The sequence below is a fragment of the Brevundimonas sp. genome (genome assembly GCF_035935935.1).
GTDB lineage: Bacteria > Pseudomonadota > Alphaproteobacteria > Caulobacterales > Caulobacteraceae > Brevundimonas.
The window spans coordinates 126,292-144,422 of sequence record NZ_DASYWO010000011.1; the positions used below are offsets into that span (position 1 = coordinate 126,292).

Annotated in this window: 22 protein-coding genes and 2 tRNA genes; 5 read left to right on the plus strand and 19 right to left on the minus strand. The window is 69.9% G+C overall.

The window, feature by feature from the left end; genetic code table 11:
• Window positions 1-287: 287 nt before the first annotated feature.
• Window positions 288-1,355, plus strand: a complete 1,068-nt coding sequence (locus VGR32_RS11930) for an N-acetyltransferase (RefSeq protein ID WP_327450924.1) — start codon at window positions 288-290, stop codon at window positions 1,353-1,355.
• 45 nt (window positions 1,356-1,400) lie between these two features.
• Here the strand turns inward: VGR32_RS11930 and mscL are convergent, their stop codons facing one another.
• The 6 genes from mscL to aroA all read right to left on the minus strand — a co-directional run bounded on the left by mscL (window position 1,401) and on the right by aroA (window position 6,641).
• Window positions 1,401-1,823, minus strand: a complete 423-nt coding sequence (mscL, locus tag VGR32_RS11935; protein WP_327450927.1) for a large-conductance mechanosensitive channel protein MscL — start codon at window positions 1,821-1,823, stop codon at window positions 1,401-1,403.
• Window positions 1,820-2,311, minus strand: coding sequence for a GNAT family N-acetyltransferase (locus VGR32_RS11940; protein WP_327450929.1), 492 nt, complete (start codon window positions 2,309-2,311; stop codon window positions 1,820-1,822). The genes mscL and VGR32_RS11940 overlap by 4 nt, the downstream gene beginning before the upstream one ends.
• Entirely contained in the window at window positions 2,304-2,594 is a 291-nt protein-coding gene (locus tag VGR32_RS11945; RefSeq protein ID WP_327450931.1) for an integration host factor subunit beta, read from the minus strand. The genes VGR32_RS11940 and VGR32_RS11945 overlap by 8 nt, the downstream gene beginning before the upstream one ends.
• A 240-nt stretch (window positions 2,595-2,834) precedes the next feature.
• On the minus strand, window positions 2,835-4,541 hold the full coding sequence (gene rpsA / locus VGR32_RS11950) for a 30S ribosomal protein S1 (protein ID WP_327450933.1): 1,707 nt from the start codon (window positions 4,539-4,541) through the stop codon (window positions 2,835-2,837).
• Window positions 4,542-4,686: 145 nt separating this feature from the next.
• Window positions 4,687-5,328 (minus strand): (d)CMP kinase, encoded by a 642-nt coding sequence (cmk, locus tag VGR32_RS11955; RefSeq protein WP_327450934.1) that lies wholly within the window; start codon window positions 5,326-5,328, stop codon window positions 4,687-4,689.
• The gene (gene aroA, locus VGR32_RS11960) at window positions 5,325-6,641 is read right to left on the minus strand and encodes a 3-phosphoshikimate 1-carboxyvinyltransferase (protein WP_414642918.1); all 1,317 of its coding nucleotides are present in this window, start codon (window positions 6,639-6,641) and stop codon (window positions 5,325-5,327) included. The genes cmk and aroA overlap by 4 nt, the downstream gene beginning before the upstream one ends.
• A 102-nt stretch (window positions 6,642-6,743) precedes the next feature.
• On the opposite strand from aroA, the gene VGR32_RS11965 reads away from it, so the two are divergent.
• Both VGR32_RS11965 and VGR32_RS11970 read left to right on the plus strand, forming a co-directional pair.
• Complete coding sequence (locus tag VGR32_RS11965) at window positions 6,744-7,202, plus strand: TIGR02300 family protein (protein WP_327450935.1); 459 nt, start codon at window positions 6,744-6,746, stop codon at window positions 7,200-7,202.
• Between the two features lie 117 nt (window positions 7,203-7,319).
• Window positions 7,320-7,395, plus strand: a tRNA-Ala gene (locus VGR32_RS11970).
• Window positions 7,396-7,439: 44 nt separating this feature from the next.
• Here VGR32_RS11970 and copD read toward each other — a convergent pair.
• From copD to VGR32_RS11985, 3 genes are all read right to left on the minus strand, one after another.
• Complete coding sequence (gene copD / locus VGR32_RS11975; RefSeq protein WP_327450936.1) at window positions 7,440-8,342, minus strand: copper homeostasis membrane protein CopD; 903 nt, start codon at window positions 8,340-8,342, stop codon at window positions 7,440-7,442.
• Window positions 8,339-8,698, minus strand: coding sequence for a copper homeostasis periplasmic binding protein CopC (gene copC, locus VGR32_RS11980; protein WP_327450937.1), 360 nt, complete (start codon window positions 8,696-8,698; stop codon window positions 8,339-8,341). The genes copD and copC overlap by 4 nt, the downstream gene beginning before the upstream one ends.
• 73 nt (window positions 8,699-8,771) lie before the next feature.
• Entirely contained in the window at window positions 8,772-9,344 is a 573-nt protein-coding gene (locus tag VGR32_RS11985) for a tetratricopeptide repeat protein (RefSeq protein WP_327450939.1), read from the minus strand.
• A 194-nt stretch (window positions 9,345-9,538) separates the two neighbouring features.
• Between VGR32_RS11985 and VGR32_RS11990 the strand changes: the two genes are divergently transcribed.
• Together VGR32_RS11990 and VGR32_RS11995 are read left to right on the plus strand one after the other, a co-directional pair.
• Complete coding sequence (locus tag VGR32_RS11990; protein ID WP_327450941.1) at window positions 9,539-9,958, plus strand: Hsp20 family protein; 420 nt, start codon at window positions 9,539-9,541, stop codon at window positions 9,956-9,958.
• A gap of 35 nt (window positions 9,959-9,993) precedes the next feature.
• On the plus strand, window positions 9,994-10,248 hold the full coding sequence (locus tag VGR32_RS11995) for a DUF1150 family protein (protein ID WP_327450944.1): 255 nt from the start codon (window positions 9,994-9,996) through the stop codon (window positions 10,246-10,248).
• A 4-nt stretch (window positions 10,249-10,252) separates the two neighbouring features.
• Here VGR32_RS11995 and VGR32_RS12000 read toward each other — a convergent pair whose 3' ends face one another.
• From VGR32_RS12000 to VGR32_RS12045, 10 genes are all read right to left on the minus strand, one after another.
• Window positions 10,253-10,717 (minus strand): PTS sugar transporter subunit IIA, encoded by a 465-nt coding sequence (locus VGR32_RS12000; RefSeq protein ID WP_327450946.1) that lies wholly within the window; start codon window positions 10,715-10,717, stop codon window positions 10,253-10,255.
• A gap of 98 nt (window positions 10,718-10,815) precedes the next feature.
• Window positions 10,816-11,442, minus strand: coding sequence for a ribosome hibernation-promoting factor, HPF/YfiA family (gene hpf, locus VGR32_RS12005; RefSeq protein WP_327451024.1), 627 nt, complete (start codon window positions 11,440-11,442; stop codon window positions 10,816-10,818).
• Window positions 11,443-11,517: 75 nt separating this feature from the next.
• Window positions 11,518-13,014: an RNA polymerase factor sigma-54 gene (gene rpoN / locus VGR32_RS12010; RefSeq protein ID WP_327450948.1), complete on the minus strand. Its 1,497-nt coding sequence runs from the start codon at window positions 13,012-13,014 to the stop codon at window positions 11,518-11,520.
• Between the two features lie 96 nt (window positions 13,015-13,110).
• Window positions 13,111-14,151, minus strand: coding sequence for an LLM class flavin-dependent oxidoreductase (locus tag VGR32_RS12015; RefSeq protein ID WP_327450950.1), 1,041 nt, complete (start codon window positions 14,149-14,151; stop codon window positions 13,111-13,113).
• Window positions 14,148-15,101: an alpha-L-glutamate ligase gene (locus tag VGR32_RS12020; protein ID WP_327450952.1), complete on the minus strand. Its 954-nt coding sequence runs from the start codon at window positions 15,099-15,101 to the stop codon at window positions 14,148-14,150. The genes VGR32_RS12015 and VGR32_RS12020 overlap by 4 nt, the downstream gene beginning before the upstream one ends.
• A 41-nt stretch (window positions 15,102-15,142) precedes the next feature.
• On the minus strand, window positions 15,143-15,940 hold the full coding sequence (lptB, locus tag VGR32_RS12025; RefSeq protein WP_327450954.1) for an LPS export ABC transporter ATP-binding protein: 798 nt from the start codon (window positions 15,938-15,940) through the stop codon (window positions 15,143-15,145).
• Window positions 15,941-15,964: 24 nt separating this feature from the next.
• Window positions 15,965-16,456, minus strand: coding sequence for an LptA/OstA family protein (locus tag VGR32_RS12030; protein ID WP_327450956.1), 492 nt, complete (start codon window positions 16,454-16,456; stop codon window positions 15,965-15,967).
• A 2-nt stretch (window positions 16,457-16,458) separates the two neighbouring features.
• Window positions 16,459-17,112 (minus strand): LPS export ABC transporter periplasmic protein LptC, encoded by a 654-nt coding sequence (lptC, locus tag VGR32_RS12035; protein ID WP_327450958.1) that lies wholly within the window; start codon window positions 17,110-17,112, stop codon window positions 16,459-16,461.
• Between the two features lie 7 nt (window positions 17,113-17,119).
• Window positions 17,120-17,734, minus strand: coding sequence for a ribonuclease D (locus VGR32_RS12040; RefSeq protein WP_327450960.1), 615 nt, complete (start codon window positions 17,732-17,734; stop codon window positions 17,120-17,122).
• A gap of 135 nt (window positions 17,735-17,869) precedes the next feature.
• Window positions 17,870-17,956 (minus strand) — tRNA-Leu (locus VGR32_RS12045).
• Window positions 17,957-18,131 lie beyond the last annotated feature (175 nt).

Genomic DNA, 18,131 nt, shown 5'->3' on the forward strand with positions numbered 1-18,131 from the left:
CGCCTCCCGCGCGTCCGCCCCTCGTCGGGCCGGATAAGGCCATCGCAAAACCTTCATTACAAGCCGCAACATGGCGTGAGCGCCCGCGCTCACATGGCGCCGGCCGCCCAAGCTGCCGGACGTGGTATGCAACTTTAGCGAGAACCTGGGCCGAGGCCTCCGCCGCACGCGTCCCGCCAGATGGGTAAAGGGGGCGTTCACCATCATCTGGGTCCCGCCGGCACACCTGACCGGCACAACCTTTGCTCATGTCTCGCGGAAGGCTTCTGTTCCACCCGGAATGAGACATGACCACCCCGATTCGACCCTTCCGACCTCACGATCCGGATGAGGTGGCCCTCGTCGCAGGCCTGCACGCGGGCGTCGGCTGGCCGGTGCGGACCTTCGCCGGCTGGCGCTGGCTGGCGGCCAACCCGGCGGCCGGGGAGGCGCCCGTCGCCTGGGTCGCCGTCGATGGAGACGACCGGCCGGTCGGCGTGCTCGGCAATCTCCGGCTCCGCTGCGTCGGCGCCGGACAGGCGCTGACCGGAGCCACCGGCTATTCCGTCGTGACGGCCGAGCATGGCCGCGGCTCGGGGACGCGACTGGTCCGGACCTTCGTTCAACAGGACGAGGTTTTCGCGGTCTGGACCTTCAACGCCAATCCCGCGGGCGCGCCGCTGTATGGGCGGCTGGGCATGGCGCCGTGGCCGGGAACCACCCATGCGTTGAAGCTCGCATGGATCGTCGATCCGGTCGCTTGCGCCATGGGCCGCGCCCTCCGGCTCGCCGCGCACGATCGCCGCGTCTCCGATCTCCTGGGCGAGCGGCTGGTCAGCCGCCGGCTCGACGGGGACTGGCATGCGGTGGGTGCGGACGGGGGCGTCGAGGCGCTCGTCGACTTCGGGCCCGGCTCGGCCTGGGACGCCTACCGCCTGCGGCTCGCGCGGGAGATGCGCCTCCGGCCCGACAGATCGCCGGAGGTCATGGCCTGGCGCGACGCCGATCCGCAGGCGACCTGGCCGGCGGTCACGCTGGGCCGGTTCGAAGGACGTGAACTGGTCGCGCATGCCCGCGCGAGACTGGCCAAGGGCAACTCCCTGGAAGTCACGGCGCTCGAGATCCTCGATCTCGATTGGGTCGAGGGCCATGACCGCCACGTGCCGGAGCTTGTGGCGGCTCTGTTCGACATGGCGCGCTCGCGCGGCGTGGCCAAGTTGCGGCTGCAGGTCGTGTCGGGGCGCGTTCTGGCGGCGTTGGGGTCATGGGGCGAGCGCGCGCGACGCGAGGGCGGATGGGGCCATTGCAAGCTGCGCTGGACCGACGCCCCCCCCGGGTCTGCCGTGGGACCCCACGCCGTTCGACGGCGACTATGAAATCTGTCTGCGGCCGGCCCCGGGCGGCGAGCGCCGCCGCGCCGCCTAGGCCCGCGGCCGGGCCTTCAGCTCGTCCCGGATTTCGGCCAGCAGGGCCTCGGTCGGCGTCGGCGCCGCCGGTGCGGCGTCGGGTTCGGACGCCTTTTCCCGGCGCAGCCTGTTGATGGCCTTGACCATCAGGAAGATCACCGCCGCCACGATCACGAACTGGATCAGGGTGTTGATGAAGGCGCCGTACTGGATCGCGACTTCTTCCACCGCCTCGGTGGTCGGATCCTCCGGCGACAACACCCACTTCAGCCGGGAAAAGTCGACCCGCCCCAGCGCCAGGCCGATCGGCGGCATGACCACCTGCTCGACCAGGCTGGTGACGATCTTGCCGAAGGCGGCGCCGATGATGACCCCCACCGCCAGATCGACGACGTTGCCCCGGCTGATGAACTCCTTGAACTCGGCGAACAGGCTCATGCCGGCGTCTCCTGTGGCGGCAGGTCCAGATGCAGGAACTGGTTGAAAGGCGTGGCCTCATAGCCGCCGAAGGCCGGCCCGTCGCGGAAGCCGCGCGCGCGATACAGCGCCAGCGCCGGTTCGAAGGCCTCGCCGGATCCCGTTTCAAGGCTGATGCGGGGATGCCCCCGGGCCAGCGCCCGATGGATCAGATGCTCCAGCATCGCCCGCCCCAGCCCCTGCCCGAGGCGATCCGGGCGCACGCGCATGGATTTCAGCTCGACGGTCCCGTCCGGCAGCGCGCGCAGGGCGCCCATGGCCACGGCGTGGCCGGCCTGATGCGCCACCCGCAGATCGACGTCGGCGGCGGTCAGGCCGGATCGGTCGAGCGCATGCACGCTTTCGGGCGGTGAAGACCGCCGCATCCCGTCCATGTGCAGGTCGATCAGCGCCAGCACGGAAGCATCGGCCAGATCGGCCGCGCCGAACCGCAGCGTCTCGTCAGGCATCGCCGCTGGCGTTCAGCCGCTCGCGCAGCTCCTTGCCGCTCTTGAAGAAAGGCACCGACTTGGCCGGCACGTCCACGGCCTCGCCCGTGCGCGGATTGCGCCCGGCCCGCGCCGGACGATCGCGGACGGAAAAGGCGCCGAAGCCGCGGATTTCCACACGACCGCCGGCCGACAGGGCGTCCGTCATGCCGCTCAGAATGACGTTGACGACGCGTTCGACCTCGCCGTGCGTGAGGTGGCGGTTCTCCGCCGCAAGCTTCTCGATCAGTTCGGACTTGATCATGCAGGCCCCCGCCCGTGACTCCCGTGTCCGGAACCGTACGTGGCCGACCGGTTCCGACGCCACCCTAGACCTCGCGTGCGGGGCGAGAAAACCCCCGGGGCGCCGAATAACGCCGTCATCGTGGTGAACCCCGGGTCGGGGGCGCGAAAAAGGGCGGCAGGATCGCTCCCGCCGCCCTTCATCATTCGTGCCCTGACGCGCGCGACGCGGTCGCTTGCGGCTTGGGGCGACCAATCTCGATCAGTCTTTCGAGCCGGCCTTTTCGCGCAGCGCGGCGCCCAGGATGTCGCCCAGCGACGCGCCCGAGTCCGACGACCCGAACTGCTCGATGGCCTCCTGTTCGTCCTTCATCTCCAGCGCCTTGATCGACACCGAGATGCGGCGCGAAGCCTTGTCCACGGCGGTGATCATGGCGTCGACGCGGTCGCCGACGGCGAAGCGCTCGGGGCGCTGCTCGTTGCGGTCGCGCGACAGGTCGGACTTGCGGATGAAGGCCGAAACCGGTGCGTCGTCCTCACCGAACTTCACCTCAATGCCGCCCGTCTCGATCGACGAAACGGTGACCGTGACCTGCTGGCCGCGCTTGTAGGTGTCGCCCTCGCCGATCGGGTCGCCGCCCAGCTGCTTGATGCCCAGCGAGACGCGTTCCTTCTCGACGTCGACGTCCAGCACCTTGGCCTTGACCATCTCGCCCTTGCGGTAGCGCTGGATGGCTTCCTCGCCCGAGACGTTCCAGTCCAGGTCCGACAGGTGCACCATGCCGTCGATGTCGTTGTCCAGGCCGATGAACAGGCCGAACTCGGTGGCGTTCTTGACCTCGCCCTCGACGGTCGAGCCGATCGGGTTGTTGGCCACGAAGGCGTCCCACGGATTGTCCTGGGCCTGCTTCAGACCCAGCGAGATGCGGCGCTTGGAGGCGTCGACGTCCAGCACGACCACGTCGACTTCCTGCGAGGTCGACACGATCTTGCCGGGGTGGACGTTCTTCTTGGTCCACGACATCTCCGAGACGTGCACCAGACCCTCGACGCCGGCTTCCAGCTCCACGAAGGCGCCGTAGTCGGTGATGTTGGTGATGCGGCCCGTCATCTTGGCGCCGACCGGATACTTGGCTTCCACGCCGTCCCACGGGTCGGCCTGCAGCTGCTTCATGCCCAGGCTGATGCGCTGGGTGTCCGGGTTGATCTTGACGATCTGCACCTTGACGGTGTCGCCGACCGCCAGGACCTGCGACGGATGCGAGACGCGCTTCCACGACATGTCGGTGACGTGCAGCAGGCCGTCGATGCCGCCCAGATCCACGAACGCGCCGTAGTCGGTGATGTTCTTGACGACGCCTTCGCGGACTTCGCCCTCTTGCAGCTGGCCGACCAGCTCGGTGCGCTGTTCGGCGCGGGCCTCTTCCAGAATGGCGCGACGCGAGACGACGATGTTGCCGCGCGGGCGGTCCATCTTCAGGATCGCGAACGGCTGCTCCTTGCCCATCAGCGGACCGACGTCGCGGACCGGACGGATGTCCACCTGCGAGCCCGGCAGGAAGGCCGAGGCGCCGCCCAGATCGACGGTGAAGCCGCCCTTCACGCGGCCCACGATCACGCCGTTGACCGGCTGGCCGTCGGCGAACACGACTTCCAGACGGGTCCAGGCTTCTTCGCGGCGAGCCTTGTCGCGGCTGATGACGGCCTCGCCCAGCGCGTTCTCGACGCGCTCCAGATACACCTCGACGTCGTCGCCGACCTTCGGGATCACGGCGCCTTCGCCGATGCCGAACTCACGGGCGGCGATGCGGCCTTCGGTCTTCAGACCGACGTCGATGATGATGATGTCCTTCTCGACGCCGACGACGCGGCCATGGACGACCTGGCCTTCGCCGAGATCGCGCTCGCCGAGCGTGTCGTTCAGAAGCGCGGCGAAATCGTCGCGGGTGGGGGTGAGGGTGTCGGTCAAATGAAGCTCTGGGGTTGAATGAAAGGTTGGGGCGCGCGACCGGACGGTCCCGCGCGGGTTGGGATTTCTGAAGTCAGGTCGTCAGGATGCGAGGCCGGTGGCCAGAGCGCCCGCGGAGATCGAAGACCGGGCGGTGGATTTGTCCTTATCGGACGCGCGCGGCCTCGATGATGCGGCGGGCCGCATCGAAGGCGGCGTCTATATCCATTTCGGTGGTGTCCAGCAAGACCGCGTCGTCGGCCTGCACCATGGGCGCCGCGCCTCGCCCGGCGTCGCGCTCGTCGCGGCGCAGGATGTCCGCCAGCATGTCCTCGAACCCGATGACCTCGCCGCGCCCGGTCAGCTGCTTCCAGCGACGCATCGCCCGCACCTCCGGCGTGGCGGTGACGAACAGCTTGGCCGGCGCGTCCGGCGCGATCACCGTGCCGATGTCGCGCCCGTCCAGAACCGCGCCGCCCGCCTGCGCCGCGAACGCGCGCTGATAGTCCAGCAGCGCCGCCCGCACTGCGGGATGCCCCGCCACGCGGCTGGCCGCCTCTCCGGCCTCGCGCCCGGTCAGTCGCTCGACGTCCTCCAGATGCGCCGCGTCGATGGTGCGTGCCGCGGCTTCCGCCGCCGCCGCGTCGTCCAGGTCCCCGCCGGCGTCCAGCACGGCCAGGCCCACCGCGCGGTACAGCAGGCCAGTGTCGAGGTAGGGCAGGCCGTAGTGGCGGGCGAGGCGGGCTGCGACGGTGCCCTTGCCCGAGGCGGCCGGGCCGTCGACGGCGATGATCAGGTCGCGGCTCATGCGAAGTCGGCTCCCAGGTCGCGCATCATCTGCACGAACGTTGGAAAGCTCGTGGCGATCATGCCTGGCTCGTCGACCGTCACCGCCCGCTCCGCGGCCAGACCGAGGATAAGGTGGCTCATGGCGATGCGGTGGTCGCCGTGGGTGGTCACGGCCCCGCCGCCGCGGACCGACCCGCCGGTGACGACGAAGCCCTCCGGCTCCTCTTCCACCCGCACGCCGCACGCCTGCAGCCCGGCGGCCATCAGGGCGATGCGGTCGCTCTCCTTGACCCGCATCTCGCCGATGCCGCGCATCACGGTATCCCCGCGCGCGAAGGCGGCCGTGGCGGCCAGGATCGGGTACTCGTCGATCATCGAGGCCGCCCGCTCCGGCGGCACGACCACCCCCGCAAGTCGCGAATGCCGCGCCGTCAGGTCGCCGACCTCCTCGCCGCCCGCCGCGCGGCGGTTCGAGACGGTCAGGTCCGCCCCCATCTCCAGCCATGTCTCGAACAGGCCGGTCCGCAGCGGGTTCAGCATGACGTTCCTGACCGTCACCTCCGCCCCCGGCACGATCAGCCCGGCCGCCAGCGGGAAGGCGGCGGAGGAGGGATCCCCGGGCACGCAGACCTCGGTCGCCCTAAACGCCTGTCCGCCCTCCAGCGTGACCCGCCAGCCCGCGCCCTCCTCGTTCACCTGCACGTGCGCGCCGAATGCGGCCAGCATCCGCTCTGTGTGGTCCCGGCTCTTTTCCGGCTCGACCACGACGGTGCGTCCCGTCGCGTTCAACCCCGCCAGCAGGATCGCCGACTTCACCTGGGCGGAGGCGACCTTCTGCGTGAACTCGAGCCCCGCCAGTCCGCCCCCGGTCAGGGTGGCCGGCAGACGGTCTTCCGCCCCGGTCCAGTCGAACCGCGCGCCCATCGCCGTCAACGGTCCGGTCACCCGCTTCATCGGCCGCTTCCGCAGGGACGCGTCGCCGTCGAAGGTCGCCGAGACCGGATAGCCGGCCGCCGCGCCCATCAGCAGCCGTACGCCGGTGCCGGCGTTGCCGCAGTCGATCGCGCCGGCCGGCCGCGAGAAGCCGGCATTCCCCGTCACGCGCCAACGCCCCGGACCCAGCCGCTCCACGCCCGCGCCGAACGCCTCGACCGCCCGCGCCGTGGCCCGCACGTCGTCGCCTTCCAGCAGGCCGTCGATCCGGGTCGTCCCCGTCGCCATTGCCCCGAGGATCAGCGCGCGGTGGCTGATGGACTTGTCGCCGGGCGCCGTCACGACCCCGTTGAGGGGCCGTCCGGGGCGTGCGGTCAGGGTCTCGGGCGAAGGGGCCAAAGGGCGGAACCTCAGGCTTTGCGGGACGCGGGTTTTGACAGCGGCCCCGCGCGGTGGCAAGGGAGCGCCCCGCTTTCCGGCAACTCCTTTCAAGGTCTCCCCGTGGCCAATCCCGAACTGGGCGCCAAGCAGGTCTGTCCGAACTGCCAGGCCAAATTCTACGATCTCAACCGCCGCCCGGCGCACTGCCCCAAGTGCGCCACGGACTTCGATCCCGAAGAGGCGCTGAAGCTGCGCAACCGTCGCGGACGCCCCGCCGGCGTGCCGGACACGGACGACGAGGCGGAGGATCAGGTCAAGGACAAGTCGGCCGACGCCGACGAGGACGAGGAAGAGGCCGTCGCCACCCCCGAGATCGACCAGGAGGGCCATGAGCCGATCCTGACGCCCGACGACGAGGACGACGACGCCAAGGACCCGACGGAGGAGCCCGGCATGGGTGAGGCCGGCGAAGACGATCTGGCCGACGACGACGACGATTCCGTGCCCTTCATCGAGGACGAGGACGACGACGATTCCTTCGAGGACGAGATCGTCAAACCGGGCGACGACGAGGACTGAATCCAGGTCGAAAATAAAAGGCGGGACCGGGCTTGATCCTCAAAAAGCCCTGACATAGGTTCCGCCGCCTCGCCGGGGGGCGACACTGATCCCCGGCGATCCGACCTGTGAAGGTTCGGGGCTATAGCTCAGTTGGTAGAGCGCTTGAATGGCATTCAAGAGGTCAGCGGTTCGACTCCGCTTAGCTCCACCATAACGGCCGCTTCCTGAAGGGGAGCGGCCGTTTCCAATTCCGGCTCAGAGCCGCGCCGGCGGGGGCTGGACGCCCAGCGCCGCGACGACGGCCAGCAGGGCCAAGCCCGCCAGCAGTTCGAGAGCCACGCTGCGGCGCAGGCGGGCGAGGGCCGGGCCCGGATCGCCCGAGACCTGGGCGGCCGCGAGGGCCGGCGTCAGGCGCCATCGGTTCGACGCAGCCAGAGCCAGCATCAGCACGAAGAGCGCGAGCTTGGCCAGCAACAGCTGGCCCCAAAGGCCTGTCGCCAGCTGGCCGAGCCGCTCCGGGCCGACGAGGAAGACGGCGTTGACGGCGCCGGTCACGGCCAGCACGCCGACGCTGCCGGTCCCGACGGTCGAAAAGGCGGCGAAAGCGCGGGGCGTGGCCGGGTCATGCGCGGCCCGGCTCCCACCGATGGTCGCCAGACAGGCGAGGGCGCCCAGCCACGTCGCGCCCGCGACCGCATGTGCGGCGTCCGCGACGGGATGCAGAAGAGCCCCTGCGCCTTCCGCCGTTCCGGCGTGACCGCTCCATGCGAAACTCGCCGCCGCGACGACGCCCGCCAGGCTTGCGAGCCCCCACCTCGTCCGTGCCGGCCGCACGGCGGCGGCGATCAGGCCGACCGCAAGCGCGGCGCCCGCGCGCACCAGCATCGACAGGCCGAGCCCCGTGTTCAGCGCCACCATCGACAGCGCTTCCCCGTCCAGGGCCTTCGTCCACGATCCGGCCATCACGGCGGTCTGCGCCACGAGGGCAAGGAGAGCGGCCCCTGCGGTCGCGGCCGCCGCGGCGATCACAGCCGGCCGCGCCCGCGGCGCGCGCATCCCCCGCCCTGCGCCCAGGAGAAACAGCGGCACGCCGAGAAACAGGCATGCCCCGGCGTACTGGATCAGCCTCAGGCCGATCAGGACATCTTCGCCGCTCACCGGACGGTGAAGGAATAGGATCCCGTCATGCGATGGCCGTCGCTGGAGGCGATCCGCCAGTTCACCCTATGGGTGCCGGCCGTGAGGGGCCGCGCCAGCGTCGCCGTCATCGACTTCCCGTCTTCGCCGTGCGCGATCCGCAACTCGGCCTTGGCGCCCGCGGCGTCGACGACGTCGAAGTCCGAAAATGTGGAGACGATACGCCCGCTGAAGGTGAGGCTGACGGTCCGCGTCGGCGCGACGACGCTGTTCGGCGCCGGCGTCGCCGAGGCGAGATGGGCGTGCGCGACGGCGTTGCCCGTCGCCAGGGCGACCGCGGCTGCTGCGATCAGGGGGAGGGGGCTGAACCGGGGCATGGGCGACCTCAACTACGTCAGGACGCGGCCTGCATGCCGCGACCTCGTGGCCATTTCAGGGAGGCGTGGCGGCTCAGTCCGGCCGGCCGTGCGCGGCGATCCATTCGGTCTTGAAGGCGTCCACCTGCGCCCGATCGAGCTTGCCCGCCGCTTGGGGGGCGACAGCCTCCAGGATCTGTGCGGCGGGGGCGTCGCCTCCCTCCGCCGCCAGTTCGAGGTAGGCCAGCCCGCGCTCCGGTTCGGGGGCGCCGCCGTCGCCCATCAGAAGCATGCCCGCCAGGCCGCGAAGGGCGTGCGCCGATCCATGTGTCTCCGCCGCCCGCCGGTACCAGTCGCGAGCCGCGCCGGGGTCGCGCCCGACGCCCTGACCCATGGCCAGCATGACGGCGGTGGAGATCATCCCGCTTTCGTTCCCCTGCTCGCCGGACTTTCGCACCCAGCGATAGGCCTCGGCGTCGTTGCGGGCCACGCCGTGACCGTTCAGCAGCATCATGCCGACTTCCCACTGGGCGGCGGCGTCACCCGCCTCCGCGCGCGTCCGGAAATCGCGATAGGTCGACGCGGCGTCGGGCGGCGTCTGGGCGGCCACGACGGCGGGGGTCGCCGTTGCCAGGAACAGGATCGAGACCGCGACCGACAAACGCATGAGAGGCTCCTTCGACTTCCGCCGCGCGGGTCGGCGGAATGAGAGGGGAGAAGAGCGTCGCCCGCAAGCGCTTCCGATGACGCGGCCCCTTTCGGTTGAAGGCGAGGCGTCCGATCCCCATGTGCAAGGCTCGCCGGGCCCCGCCGATCGCGGGGGGTCTTGAGGCGGACGGCCTGCTTCGGGGGCTTGAGACGATGACGACCCGCACCCTCCTGTTCGACAGCCCTTTCCTGCTCGGCTTCGACCAGACCCGCGCCCTGATCGACCGCGCCCAGCGCGCCGCCGGCGAAGGCTATCCCCCATACAACGTCGAACAGCGCGGCGGCGACGCCGTGCGCATCACGCTGGCTGTGGCCGGCTTCACGCCGGACGAGCTGAGCGTGACCGTCGAAGGTCGACAGCTGACCGTTGCCGGCAAGCGCGAGGCGCCGGAGGGAGAAAGCGCCGCCTATCTGCACCGCGGCATCGCCGCGCGCGGCTTCACGCGCGCCTTCGTTCTGGCGGATGGTCTGGAAGTGCGGGCCGCGACGCTCGAACACGGCCTGCTTCACGTCGATCTTATCCGGCCGGAGGAACGACCCTCCGTCCGTCGCATTCCCATCATAACGCCATGACTTCAAAGCCCTGTGGAGCTTCAGGAAACACCGCCATGACCCCTTCCATGACCAAGCGCGCCCTTGCCGAACTCGGCGCTCCGGACATGGTCTACGTGCGGGAGGTGGCGGCGGCCGAAATCCTGGGTGATGCGCCCAAGGCGGCGCTCAAGGGTCTGGACATCGATCCGGACCAGATCCTGTACGCCGTCCACAGCGCCGATGGTGAGCGTCTGGCGGTTCTCATCGACCGCGAGGCGGCGTTCGCGGCCGCCGTGGCGCACGAGCTGGAGCCCGTGTCCGTCCACTGACGGCTCAGGCCGCTTCGGCCTCCGACTGCCGCAGCAACAGCGCCAGCACTGCGTCGGGATGCTCCGCGCGTCGCAGCTGTTCGCGCAGCTCGGGCGCCCGCAGCGCGCGCGACGCGGCCGCCAGCGCGCGCAGGTGGCCTGCCCCGTCCTCGGGCGCGGCGAACAGTCCCAGCAATAGATCGACGGGGCGTTCGTCCAGGGCGCCGAAAGCCACGGGCTGTTCCAGTCGCAGGAAGACGGCACTGACCCCGCGCAGGCCGGGGATACGCGCATGCGGCACCGCCACGCCGGCGCCCAGGGCCGTCGATCCCAGCGCTTCGCGCTCGTTCAGAGCGTCATAGACGGTCTGCGCCTCCAGCCCGTAGGCGTGGGCGGCGGCCTCGGCCAGCGCGTGCAGGGCCTGCCGTTTTGAGGTCACGCCGCCGCGAAGGTGAACGCCTTCAACGGGCAGCAACGCGCCGATGTGCATGATGGTCCCCGAACGCCCTAACGCTCACTGCCGGGCCGGTCCGCGGCCCTTTAGCCGCGAACCGTCACCGAATGAAGACGAAACCCTGAAGTGGCGGCTCAGCCGTGCCCGTTCGCCGCCGTTCTGGCCGGATCGATCCAGCCGATGTTGCCGTCGGGTCGTCGGTAGACCACCGACAGCCCGCCATGGCCGGCGTTCCTGAACATCAGGACCGGATAGCCGGTCATGTCGAGTTCGAGGACGGCCTGACCGACGGTCATCAGCTTCACCTGCGACTGGCTTTCGGCGATGACCATGCCGGCTGGCGCGTCGCCGGGAGCGCCGGCCTCCCCGAACTCCTCATCCTCGACGCTCTCGGGATCGCGGAAGACCGTGACGCGGGCTGCCGCCATCTCGGTCTTTTCGGGCGAAAGGCCGGCCGGACCGGCGTGGTGGTTCTTCAGTCGGCGCTTGTAACGCCGCACCCGCTTCTCGAGCTTGTCGAGGGAATCCGAAAAGGCGGCGTGGGCGTCGCCGCCCAGTCCGGTGGTCACCAGCGACTGGCCGGAGGCCAGTCTGACCCAGCAATCGACCTTGAACCCGGGGCCGTCCTTGGACACCACGACCTCGGCGTCCTGGCCGCCGCGTTCGAAGTATTTTCCGACCCCGTCATTGAGTTCCTGGGAGATGCGCGAGCTCAACGCTTCGCCGACATCCACGTGCTTTCCGCTGACCTGGACTTGCATGTCCATAGAACGCGACCGGGCGCGTTCGGTGTCAACGGACCTCACAAATTTGTGGTCAAGCTTCAGTTCGCCGCATCAACCGGCGCGGAGCATCCGTCGCCGCTGCATCGATGAAGGAATGCGCAGGGCTTCCCGGTACTTGGCGACCGTGCGGCGGGCGATGTCGATGCCGGCCTCCTTGAGGATGTCGACGATGGCGTCGTCCGACAGCACGTCCCGCTCCGCCGTTTCCGCGTCGATCATCGACTTGATCCGGTGACGCACCGCCTCGGCCGAATGCGACGCCTGTCCGTCGACCGAGGCGATGGCCGCGGTGAAGAAGAATTTCAGCTCGAACAGGCCGCGTGGCGTCGCGATCCACTTGTTGGACGTGACCCGGCTGACGGTCGACTCGTGCATGCCGATCGCGTCGGCCACCGTCTTGAGGTTCAGAGGCCGCAGGCACTCCACGCCGAAGGCCAGGAAGGCGTCCTGCTGTCGCACGATCTCGCTGGAAACCTTGAGGATGGTCTTCGCCCTCTGGTCCAGCGACTTCACCAGCCAGCTGGCCTGGGCCGCGCATTCCGCGACGAAGGTCTTTTCCTGGTCCGAGCGCGCGCCCGACGCCACGACGCCGTGATAGCGCTTGTCGACCAGCAGTCGGGGCAGGGTGTCGGCGTTCAGCTCCACGCGCCAGCCTCCGGCCGGGTCCGGCTTGACGATCACGTCGGCGACCACCGTCTGCGCCGGCTCGCCGCCGAAGCCCGCGCCGGGCCGGGGCGTCAGGGCCTTCAGTTCGCCGATCATCTCGGCCAGATCCTCACCGTCGACGCCGCAGGCCTTCTTCAGGCCGGGCAGGTCGCGCTTCGCCAGCAGGTCGAGGTTGTCCAGCAGCGCCTGCATCGCCGGGTCCAGCCGGTTCCGCTCCGCCAGTTGCAGCCCCAGGCACTCCGGCACCGAGCGCGCCATGATGCCCGTCGGCTCGAAGCCGTGACAGACCTTCAGCACGGCCTCGACCCGATCCAGCCCGCAGCCCAGCCGGTCGGCGACCTCGTCCAGTTCGCCGCGCAGGTATCCGCCCTCGTCGACCATGTCGATGAGAACCGAAGCGACGGCCAGATCGGCCGGCGACAGCCGCGCGGCCGAGGCCTGCGCCTGCAGATGCTCCCACAGCGTGGCCTCGCGCGTGTCCGGCCGTTCCAGCTCGCCATCTGGGGCGGAGCCGCCGGCGCCGACGCGGCTCCAGTCGTTCAGCCCGGCCTGGGCCTCGGCCGTCGGGGCGGCGGCGGTTTCGGACGCGTCGTTCCAGCCGTCGTCGGCGCGCACGTCCATGGCCTCGTCGGCCGCGGACGACCGCCCGTCCTCGAAGCTCAGCTCGCTCTCCGAGCTCGCGGCGGCCTCGGCGGGCGCTGCCTCCACCTCGCTCGGCGCGTCGGGCTCGTCGCGCTGCAGAAGCGGATTGCGCTCCAGCTCCGCCTCGACGAAGGCCTCCAGCTCCTGGTTCGACAGCTGCAACAGCTTGATGGCCTGCTGCAGCTGGGGCGTGACGACCAGCCCCTGCCCCTGCCTGACCTCAAGCCTCTGACCCAGCACGTCGTCGCTCCCGCCTCCGGATGGCCCGGAACTTGCTGGGGCCACAATCGGGCCGAAGCGGTTAACGGCGATTGAAGTCCTTCAGCCCGCCACGGATCAGGCGCGGATCACCTGCGCGGCGAACCGCTCCATCTCCTCCTCCTGCGGCGACATCTGCAGCAGGAGCAGGTCCAGACCCGCAGCCTCGAACTCTGCGATGCGCTCGCGAACCTGCTCCGGTGTCCCGACGAAGCCGGGCCTCAGGCCCCGGTTTGAGACGCTGTATTCGCGGATCTTGAGCTCGCGCTCCAGCTCGGTGCCCGACAGCCACTGGTCGAAGTTGGCGAATCCGGCGGGCGGCCTGCCTTCGGCCAGGCCGGGGATGGTGGTGATCCGCTCCAGCTCGCGGTCCGCCTCGGCCGGGCTGTCCCTGACGATGGCGTATCCGGCCATGCCGAACTTCATGGGCGGCAGGCCGAACGCTTCCCGCCGCGCCTTCATGTCCGCGATCTTGGCCGCGATGTGCTCCGGATCGTCGCCGTGCATCACGTAGGCGTCGCACAGCCGCGCGATCAGCGTCTTGGCCGCCTCGGATTCGCCGCCGGCGTAGATCGTCGGCCGCCGGCGCTGCGGCGTCGAGATCGGCTTCGGCTCCACGATGGCGTCCTTCATCGCGTACAGTCGGCCGTCGAAGTCGACCCGGTCCTCGGTCCAGAGGCGGTCCAGCACCTGCAGCCATTCCGTCGTCCGGGCATAGCGGTCGTCATGCTGGTCGAACTGCAGGCCATAGCTCTCGGCCTCCTTCGCCCACCACGACGACACGACGTTCAGCGCCAGCCGGCCGCCGGAGATGCGATCGATGTTCGCCGCCTGTTTGGCGAACAGCGCCGGCTGATGAAAGTTCGGCCGCACGGCCGTCATCAACTCGATCTTGCGGGTCACGGCCGCCAGCGCCGCGGTCGAAGACCAGGCGTCCAGCGCCGGCGCCTGGATTCCCTTGATGTCGTTCAGGTTCAGCTCGGCGATCAGGGTCAGATCCCAGCCGATCTCCTCGGACCGCCGCACCAGACGCGACAGGTTCTCCCACGACGCCTCGCGCTCGTCGTCGACGTTCCTCAACCAGCCGCCGAAGACGGGGGCCCAGTAGCCGTATCTCATGCCGCCAAGTCTCCGCCGCGCCCGGCCTTCTCTGCCGCGATGATGCCCTTCAGCCATTCGACCAGGTCGTCGTGCGGATCGAAGCCCAGCACCTGGACCGGATCGGCCACGAAATTCGACAGGCCGTTGATGTCGTAGAAGAGGGCTTCCCCCGTGCGGTCGTCGATCAGATACTCGATCCCGCCGACCTCCAGCCCACCTTCGACGGCGATGCGCTCGGCCGCCGCGATGATCTCGGCCGAGGGTTCGGCCCTGGTCATCTTCAGAACGGGCGCGCCGGGCCGGACCAGACAGGCGTCGGCCGGGCACAGGTCGAAGGCGTCGCCCGGGCTCTCGATGTCGATGGCGTAGAGGTATTTGCCGTTCAGCGTCTCGACGCGCGTGATCTTTCCGTCGCGCCGCGGCGCGTACTCCTGGATCAGCGAGATGCCGTTGACGCCGACCGGGCACCAGTTCTCGGCCGCGGCCTCGGCCAGCGTCTCGGGCGTCTCATAGCGGGTGATGCCGGCGCCGGCGCCCCCGATGTCGGCCTTGACCAGCACAGGGAACCGCAAACCCTCCGCGGCGGCCGGGATGTCCGCCTGCCGGTGCGCGACCCGCGTCGCCGGACCCTTCAGGCCCAGTCGGGCGATCAGGCTCATCTGCCGCGCCTTGGAGGTGTCGATGTTCAGCGCGGACGCATTGACCACCCGCGTCCCCAGCCCCTGCCAGTGCTCGAAGAGGCTTTGCGCATAGAAGATCGGATGCTCCGGCTCGCGCAGGAAGGCGCTCATCGCCACGCGGCTGAACACCACCGTGGCCGGCGCGGGCGAGCCGGCCGGGTCGAAACTGGCGCCCGCCAAGGGGACTTTCACGTGGCTGACCCCATGCCGCTCCAGCGCCCTGAACAGGGGTTCGAACCACTCGGGATGTTCATAGACGACGGCGAGATCAGGCAGCGGGGCGTTCATGCGCAGACAGATGTGTTACACCGCGATGAAACGCAAGCCCCTCAGCGATAGCTGTCGCCCAGATAGACGCGGCGCACTTCCGGGTCGGCCACGATCTCCGCCGCCGTGCCTTCGAACAGCACCGCGCCTGACGAGATGATCGCGGCGCGGTCGATGATGTCCAGCGTCTCGCGCACGTTGTGGTCGGTGATCAGAACGCCGATGCCCTGGTCGGCCAGATAGCGGATGACCTGCCGGATGTCGGCGATGGCCAGCGGGTCGATGCCGGCGAAGGGTTCGTCCAGCAGCATGAAGGCCGGTTTCCCTGCCAGCGCCCGCGCGATTTCCACCCGCCGCCGCTCGCCGCCAGACAGGCCCGCCGCCGACGCCTGCGCCAGATGCGACACGCCCAGCTCTTCCATCAGGCGCTCGGTCTCCACCTTCACGGCCGTCCTGCCGGCCTCGTGCAGTTCGACCACGGCGCGGACGTTCTCCTCCACCGTCATGCCGCGGAAGATGCTGGCCTCCTGCGCCAGATAGCCAAGACCCATGCGGGCGCGCTGATACATCGGCTGGGCCGTGACGTCCTGCCCGTCCAGCAGGATGCGGCCGCTGTCGGGCGGGATCAGGCCGGTGATCATGTAGAAGCAGGTCGTCTTGCCCGCCCCGTTCGGCCCCAGCAGGCCCGCCACCTCGCCGCGGTCCAGACTCAGCGAGACGTCGCGGACGACCTGCCGCGGACCGAAGCTGCGCGCGAGGCTTTCCACCCGCAGGCCGCGTTCGCCGCGCAGGCGCTCGGGGGCCGCGTCGGACGCGACCTCGGGTTCCAGATTGAGGGCGGACAGTTCCTTGCGGGCCACGCGCTCAACGACCGGGCGAACGCCTCAGTCGTTCCCTTCCGGATAGAACACGCCCTGCACGCGGTCGCCGCCGGCCGTCGGCGCGCCGGCCATGCGGCCGGTCTCGGTCCGGACGTTGTAGACCAGCCGGCCGCCGCGCATGACGTTCTCGCCCTGGGCCAGGATCACCTCGCCGGTCACCACCACCTCGTCGGTGTTCAGGTCATAGGTGGCGCGGTCGCCGCGCGCGGTCTGGGTCGGCGTGACGAAGAAGACTTCGCCGATCGCCTCGACCCGGGTCACGCCGCCGCGGTCGTCGGTGGTCAGGTTGACGCGGCCGGCGCGCAGGCGATTGCCGCCTTGGGTGATCTCGGCCCGACCGATCAGCGAGAAGCCGGCCGGCGTGATTTCCAGATCATCCCCGCCCCAGGCGATGGGCGCGTCGGCGGAGTTCCCGGGGGACTGCGCGCCGCCGGCCGCCGGCAGGGCCAGAACGGCGGCGGCGGCCAGAAGGCCGAGGGTCTTGCGCGTGCTCATTCTCATCGGTCCGATCCGGCGGGGTTGATGACCCCGCGCACCTTCTGATCGCCAAGGCCGCGGAAGCGGATCCGTTCGCCCTGGTCCTCGATCACATAGGCCGAAGCCTTCAGCGTTCCAAGCGGGCCGGAGCCCTCCACGCCCTTGTCGCCCCTCACCGTGCCGGACTCGGTGTCCATGACGGCCTCCGGCGTCACCAGGGTGAAGCCGCTTTCGCCGTCGGCGATGCGAACGTTCGGGCCGATCGTCACCGTCTTCGCGGCCTGGTCGTACTCGCCGCCGTCGGCGGTCATCTCCGTCACCTTGCGGCCGCCGAGGTTCAGCCTCAGCACCGGCCCGATCAGCCGGTAGCGGCCGGTCGACGGGTCCCGGGTCGCGCCCTTTGCGCCGATCATGAAGGACCGGCCCTGATCGTCCTGTCCGTGGAAGACGGCGTTGACCAGCGCCTGCTCCTGACGGGTCTCGGCCTCCCGCTCGGCGCCGGAGATCACGGTGCGCAGCGCCACCCAGGCGATCACGCCGCCGGCCAGCACCACGATCAGGATCGGCAGCAGGCGACGCGCCAGCCGCACGCGCCCGGAGCGGGCGCGCCATCGCGCGGCCTCCCGGCCGAGCCGGCCGTCGTCGTCGGGCAGGGGAGGGGGCGCGTCTCTCACGTTCTGCTCAGCTGTGGGCGAAGACGTCGATCTCGTCCCAGCCGGCGAGATCCAGCCTGGCGCGCGTGTTCAGGAAGTCGAAGCAGGCCTGCGCGAGAGCCATCCGGCCTTCGCGTTCGAGCATGGCGATCAGCCGTTCGCGCACCGCATGCAGGTGCAGCACGTCCGACGCCGCATAGGCCAGCTGTTCGGGACTCAGCTGAGCGGCGCCCCAGTCGCTGGACTGCTGCGCCTTGGACAGGTCCACGCCCGCCAGTTCGCGGACCACGTCCTTCAGCCCGTGACGGTCGGTGTAGGTGCGCGCCAGCTTCGACGCGATCTTGGTGCAGAACAGCGGGGCGGTGTCCACGCCGAGATGCAACTGGAACATCGCCACGTCGAACCGGCCGTAGTGAAAGATCTTTATCACGCCGGGGTCGGTCAGCACCCGCTTCAGGTTGGGACAGTCGTAGTCGCGGCGGTTCAACCGCACCACGTGCGCGTCGCCGTCGCCGGCCGACAGCTGCACCACGCACAGGGCGTCGCGGCGATAGCGCAGACCCATGGTCTCGGAATCCACGGCGACGATAGGGCCCAGGTCGAGGCCGTCGGGCAGGTCGCCCTGATGGAAATGCACGGTCATGGGGTGCTCATACACGACAAGTCCCCCGGCGCGCATCACCCGCCCTCAAGCAGCGAGAAGCCGCGCGTCGAGCGCCAGGGCGAGCGTCAGGAATCAAAACGGCGTCGCGATCGCTCGCGACGCCGTTTGAAGAATTGGTGCCCAGGAGAGGACTCGAACCTCCACGACCTTTCAGTCACTGGCACCTGAAGCCAGCGCGTCTACCAATTCCGCCACCTGGGCATTCGGGCCGGGCCGCCGCGTGGGCTTCCCGTCCGGAAGGCGCGGACCCTTAAGGCAGGGGCCCATGCGGGTCAACGGCCTTTTTCTCGCCGTGCGTTTGCCCGCCGCGCGGTCCTCGTCTATCCCGCCCCCGAAGGCCGTGCGCAGGTGCGCCGGCCGACGTCTGCGGAGCATT

Excerpts from the sequence above, each read along its gene's own strand:
- VGR32_RS11930 (WP_327450924.1), top strand. The coding sequence starts at position 288 with ATGACCACCCCGATTCGACCCTTCCGACCTCACGATCCGGATGAGGTG.
- VGR32_RS12015 (WP_327450950.1), bottom strand. The coding sequence starts at position 14,151 with ATGAGATACGGCTACTGGGCCCCCGTCTTCGGCGGCTGGTTGAGGAAC.
- VGR32_RS11995 (WP_327450944.1), top strand. The coding sequence starts at position 9,994 with ATGACCCCTTCCATGACCAAGCGCGCCCTTGCCGAACTCGGCGCTCCG.
- VGR32_RS11985 (WP_327450939.1), bottom strand. The coding sequence starts at position 9,344 with ATGCGTTTGTCGGTCGCGGTCTCGATCCTGTTCCTGGCAACGGCGACC.
- hpf (WP_327451024.1), bottom strand. The coding sequence starts at position 11,442 with ATGCAAGTCCAGGTCAGCGGAAAGCACGTGGATGTCGGCGAAGCGTTG.
- VGR32_RS12040 (WP_327450960.1), bottom strand. The coding sequence starts at position 17,734 with ATGACCGTGCATTTCCATCAGGGCGACCTGCCCGACGGCCTCGACCTG.
- VGR32_RS12030 (WP_327450956.1), bottom strand. The coding sequence starts at position 16,456 with ATGAGCACGCGCAAGACCCTCGGCCTTCTGGCCGCCGCCGCCGTTCTG.
- cmk (WP_327450934.1), bottom strand. The coding sequence starts at position 5,328 with ATGAGCCGCGACCTGATCATCGCCGTCGACGGCCCGGCCGCCTCGGGC.
- VGR32_RS12000 (WP_327450946.1), bottom strand. The coding sequence starts at position 10,717 with ATGCACATCGGCGCGTTGCTGCCCGTTGAAGGCGTTCACCTTCGCGGC.
- VGR32_RS11990 (WP_327450941.1), top strand. The coding sequence starts at position 9,539 with ATGACGACCCGCACCCTCCTGTTCGACAGCCCTTTCCTGCTCGGCTTC.
- VGR32_RS12020 (WP_327450952.1), bottom strand. The coding sequence starts at position 15,101 with ATGAACGCCCCGCTGCCTGATCTCGCCGTCGTCTATGAACATCCCGAG.
- VGR32_RS11945 (WP_327450931.1), bottom strand. The coding sequence starts at position 2,594 with ATGATCAAGTCCGAACTGATCGAGAAGCTTGCGGCGGAGAACCGCCAC.
- mscL (WP_327450927.1), bottom strand. The coding sequence starts at position 1,823 with ATGAGCCTGTTCGCCGAGTTCAAGGAGTTCATCAGCCGGGGCAACGTC.
- VGR32_RS11940 (WP_327450929.1), bottom strand. The coding sequence starts at position 2,311 with ATGCCTGACGAGACGCTGCGGTTCGGCGCGGCCGATCTGGCCGATGCT.
- copC (WP_327450937.1), bottom strand. The coding sequence starts at position 8,698 with ATGCCCCGGTTCAGCCCCCTCCCCCTGATCGCAGCAGCCGCGGTCGCC.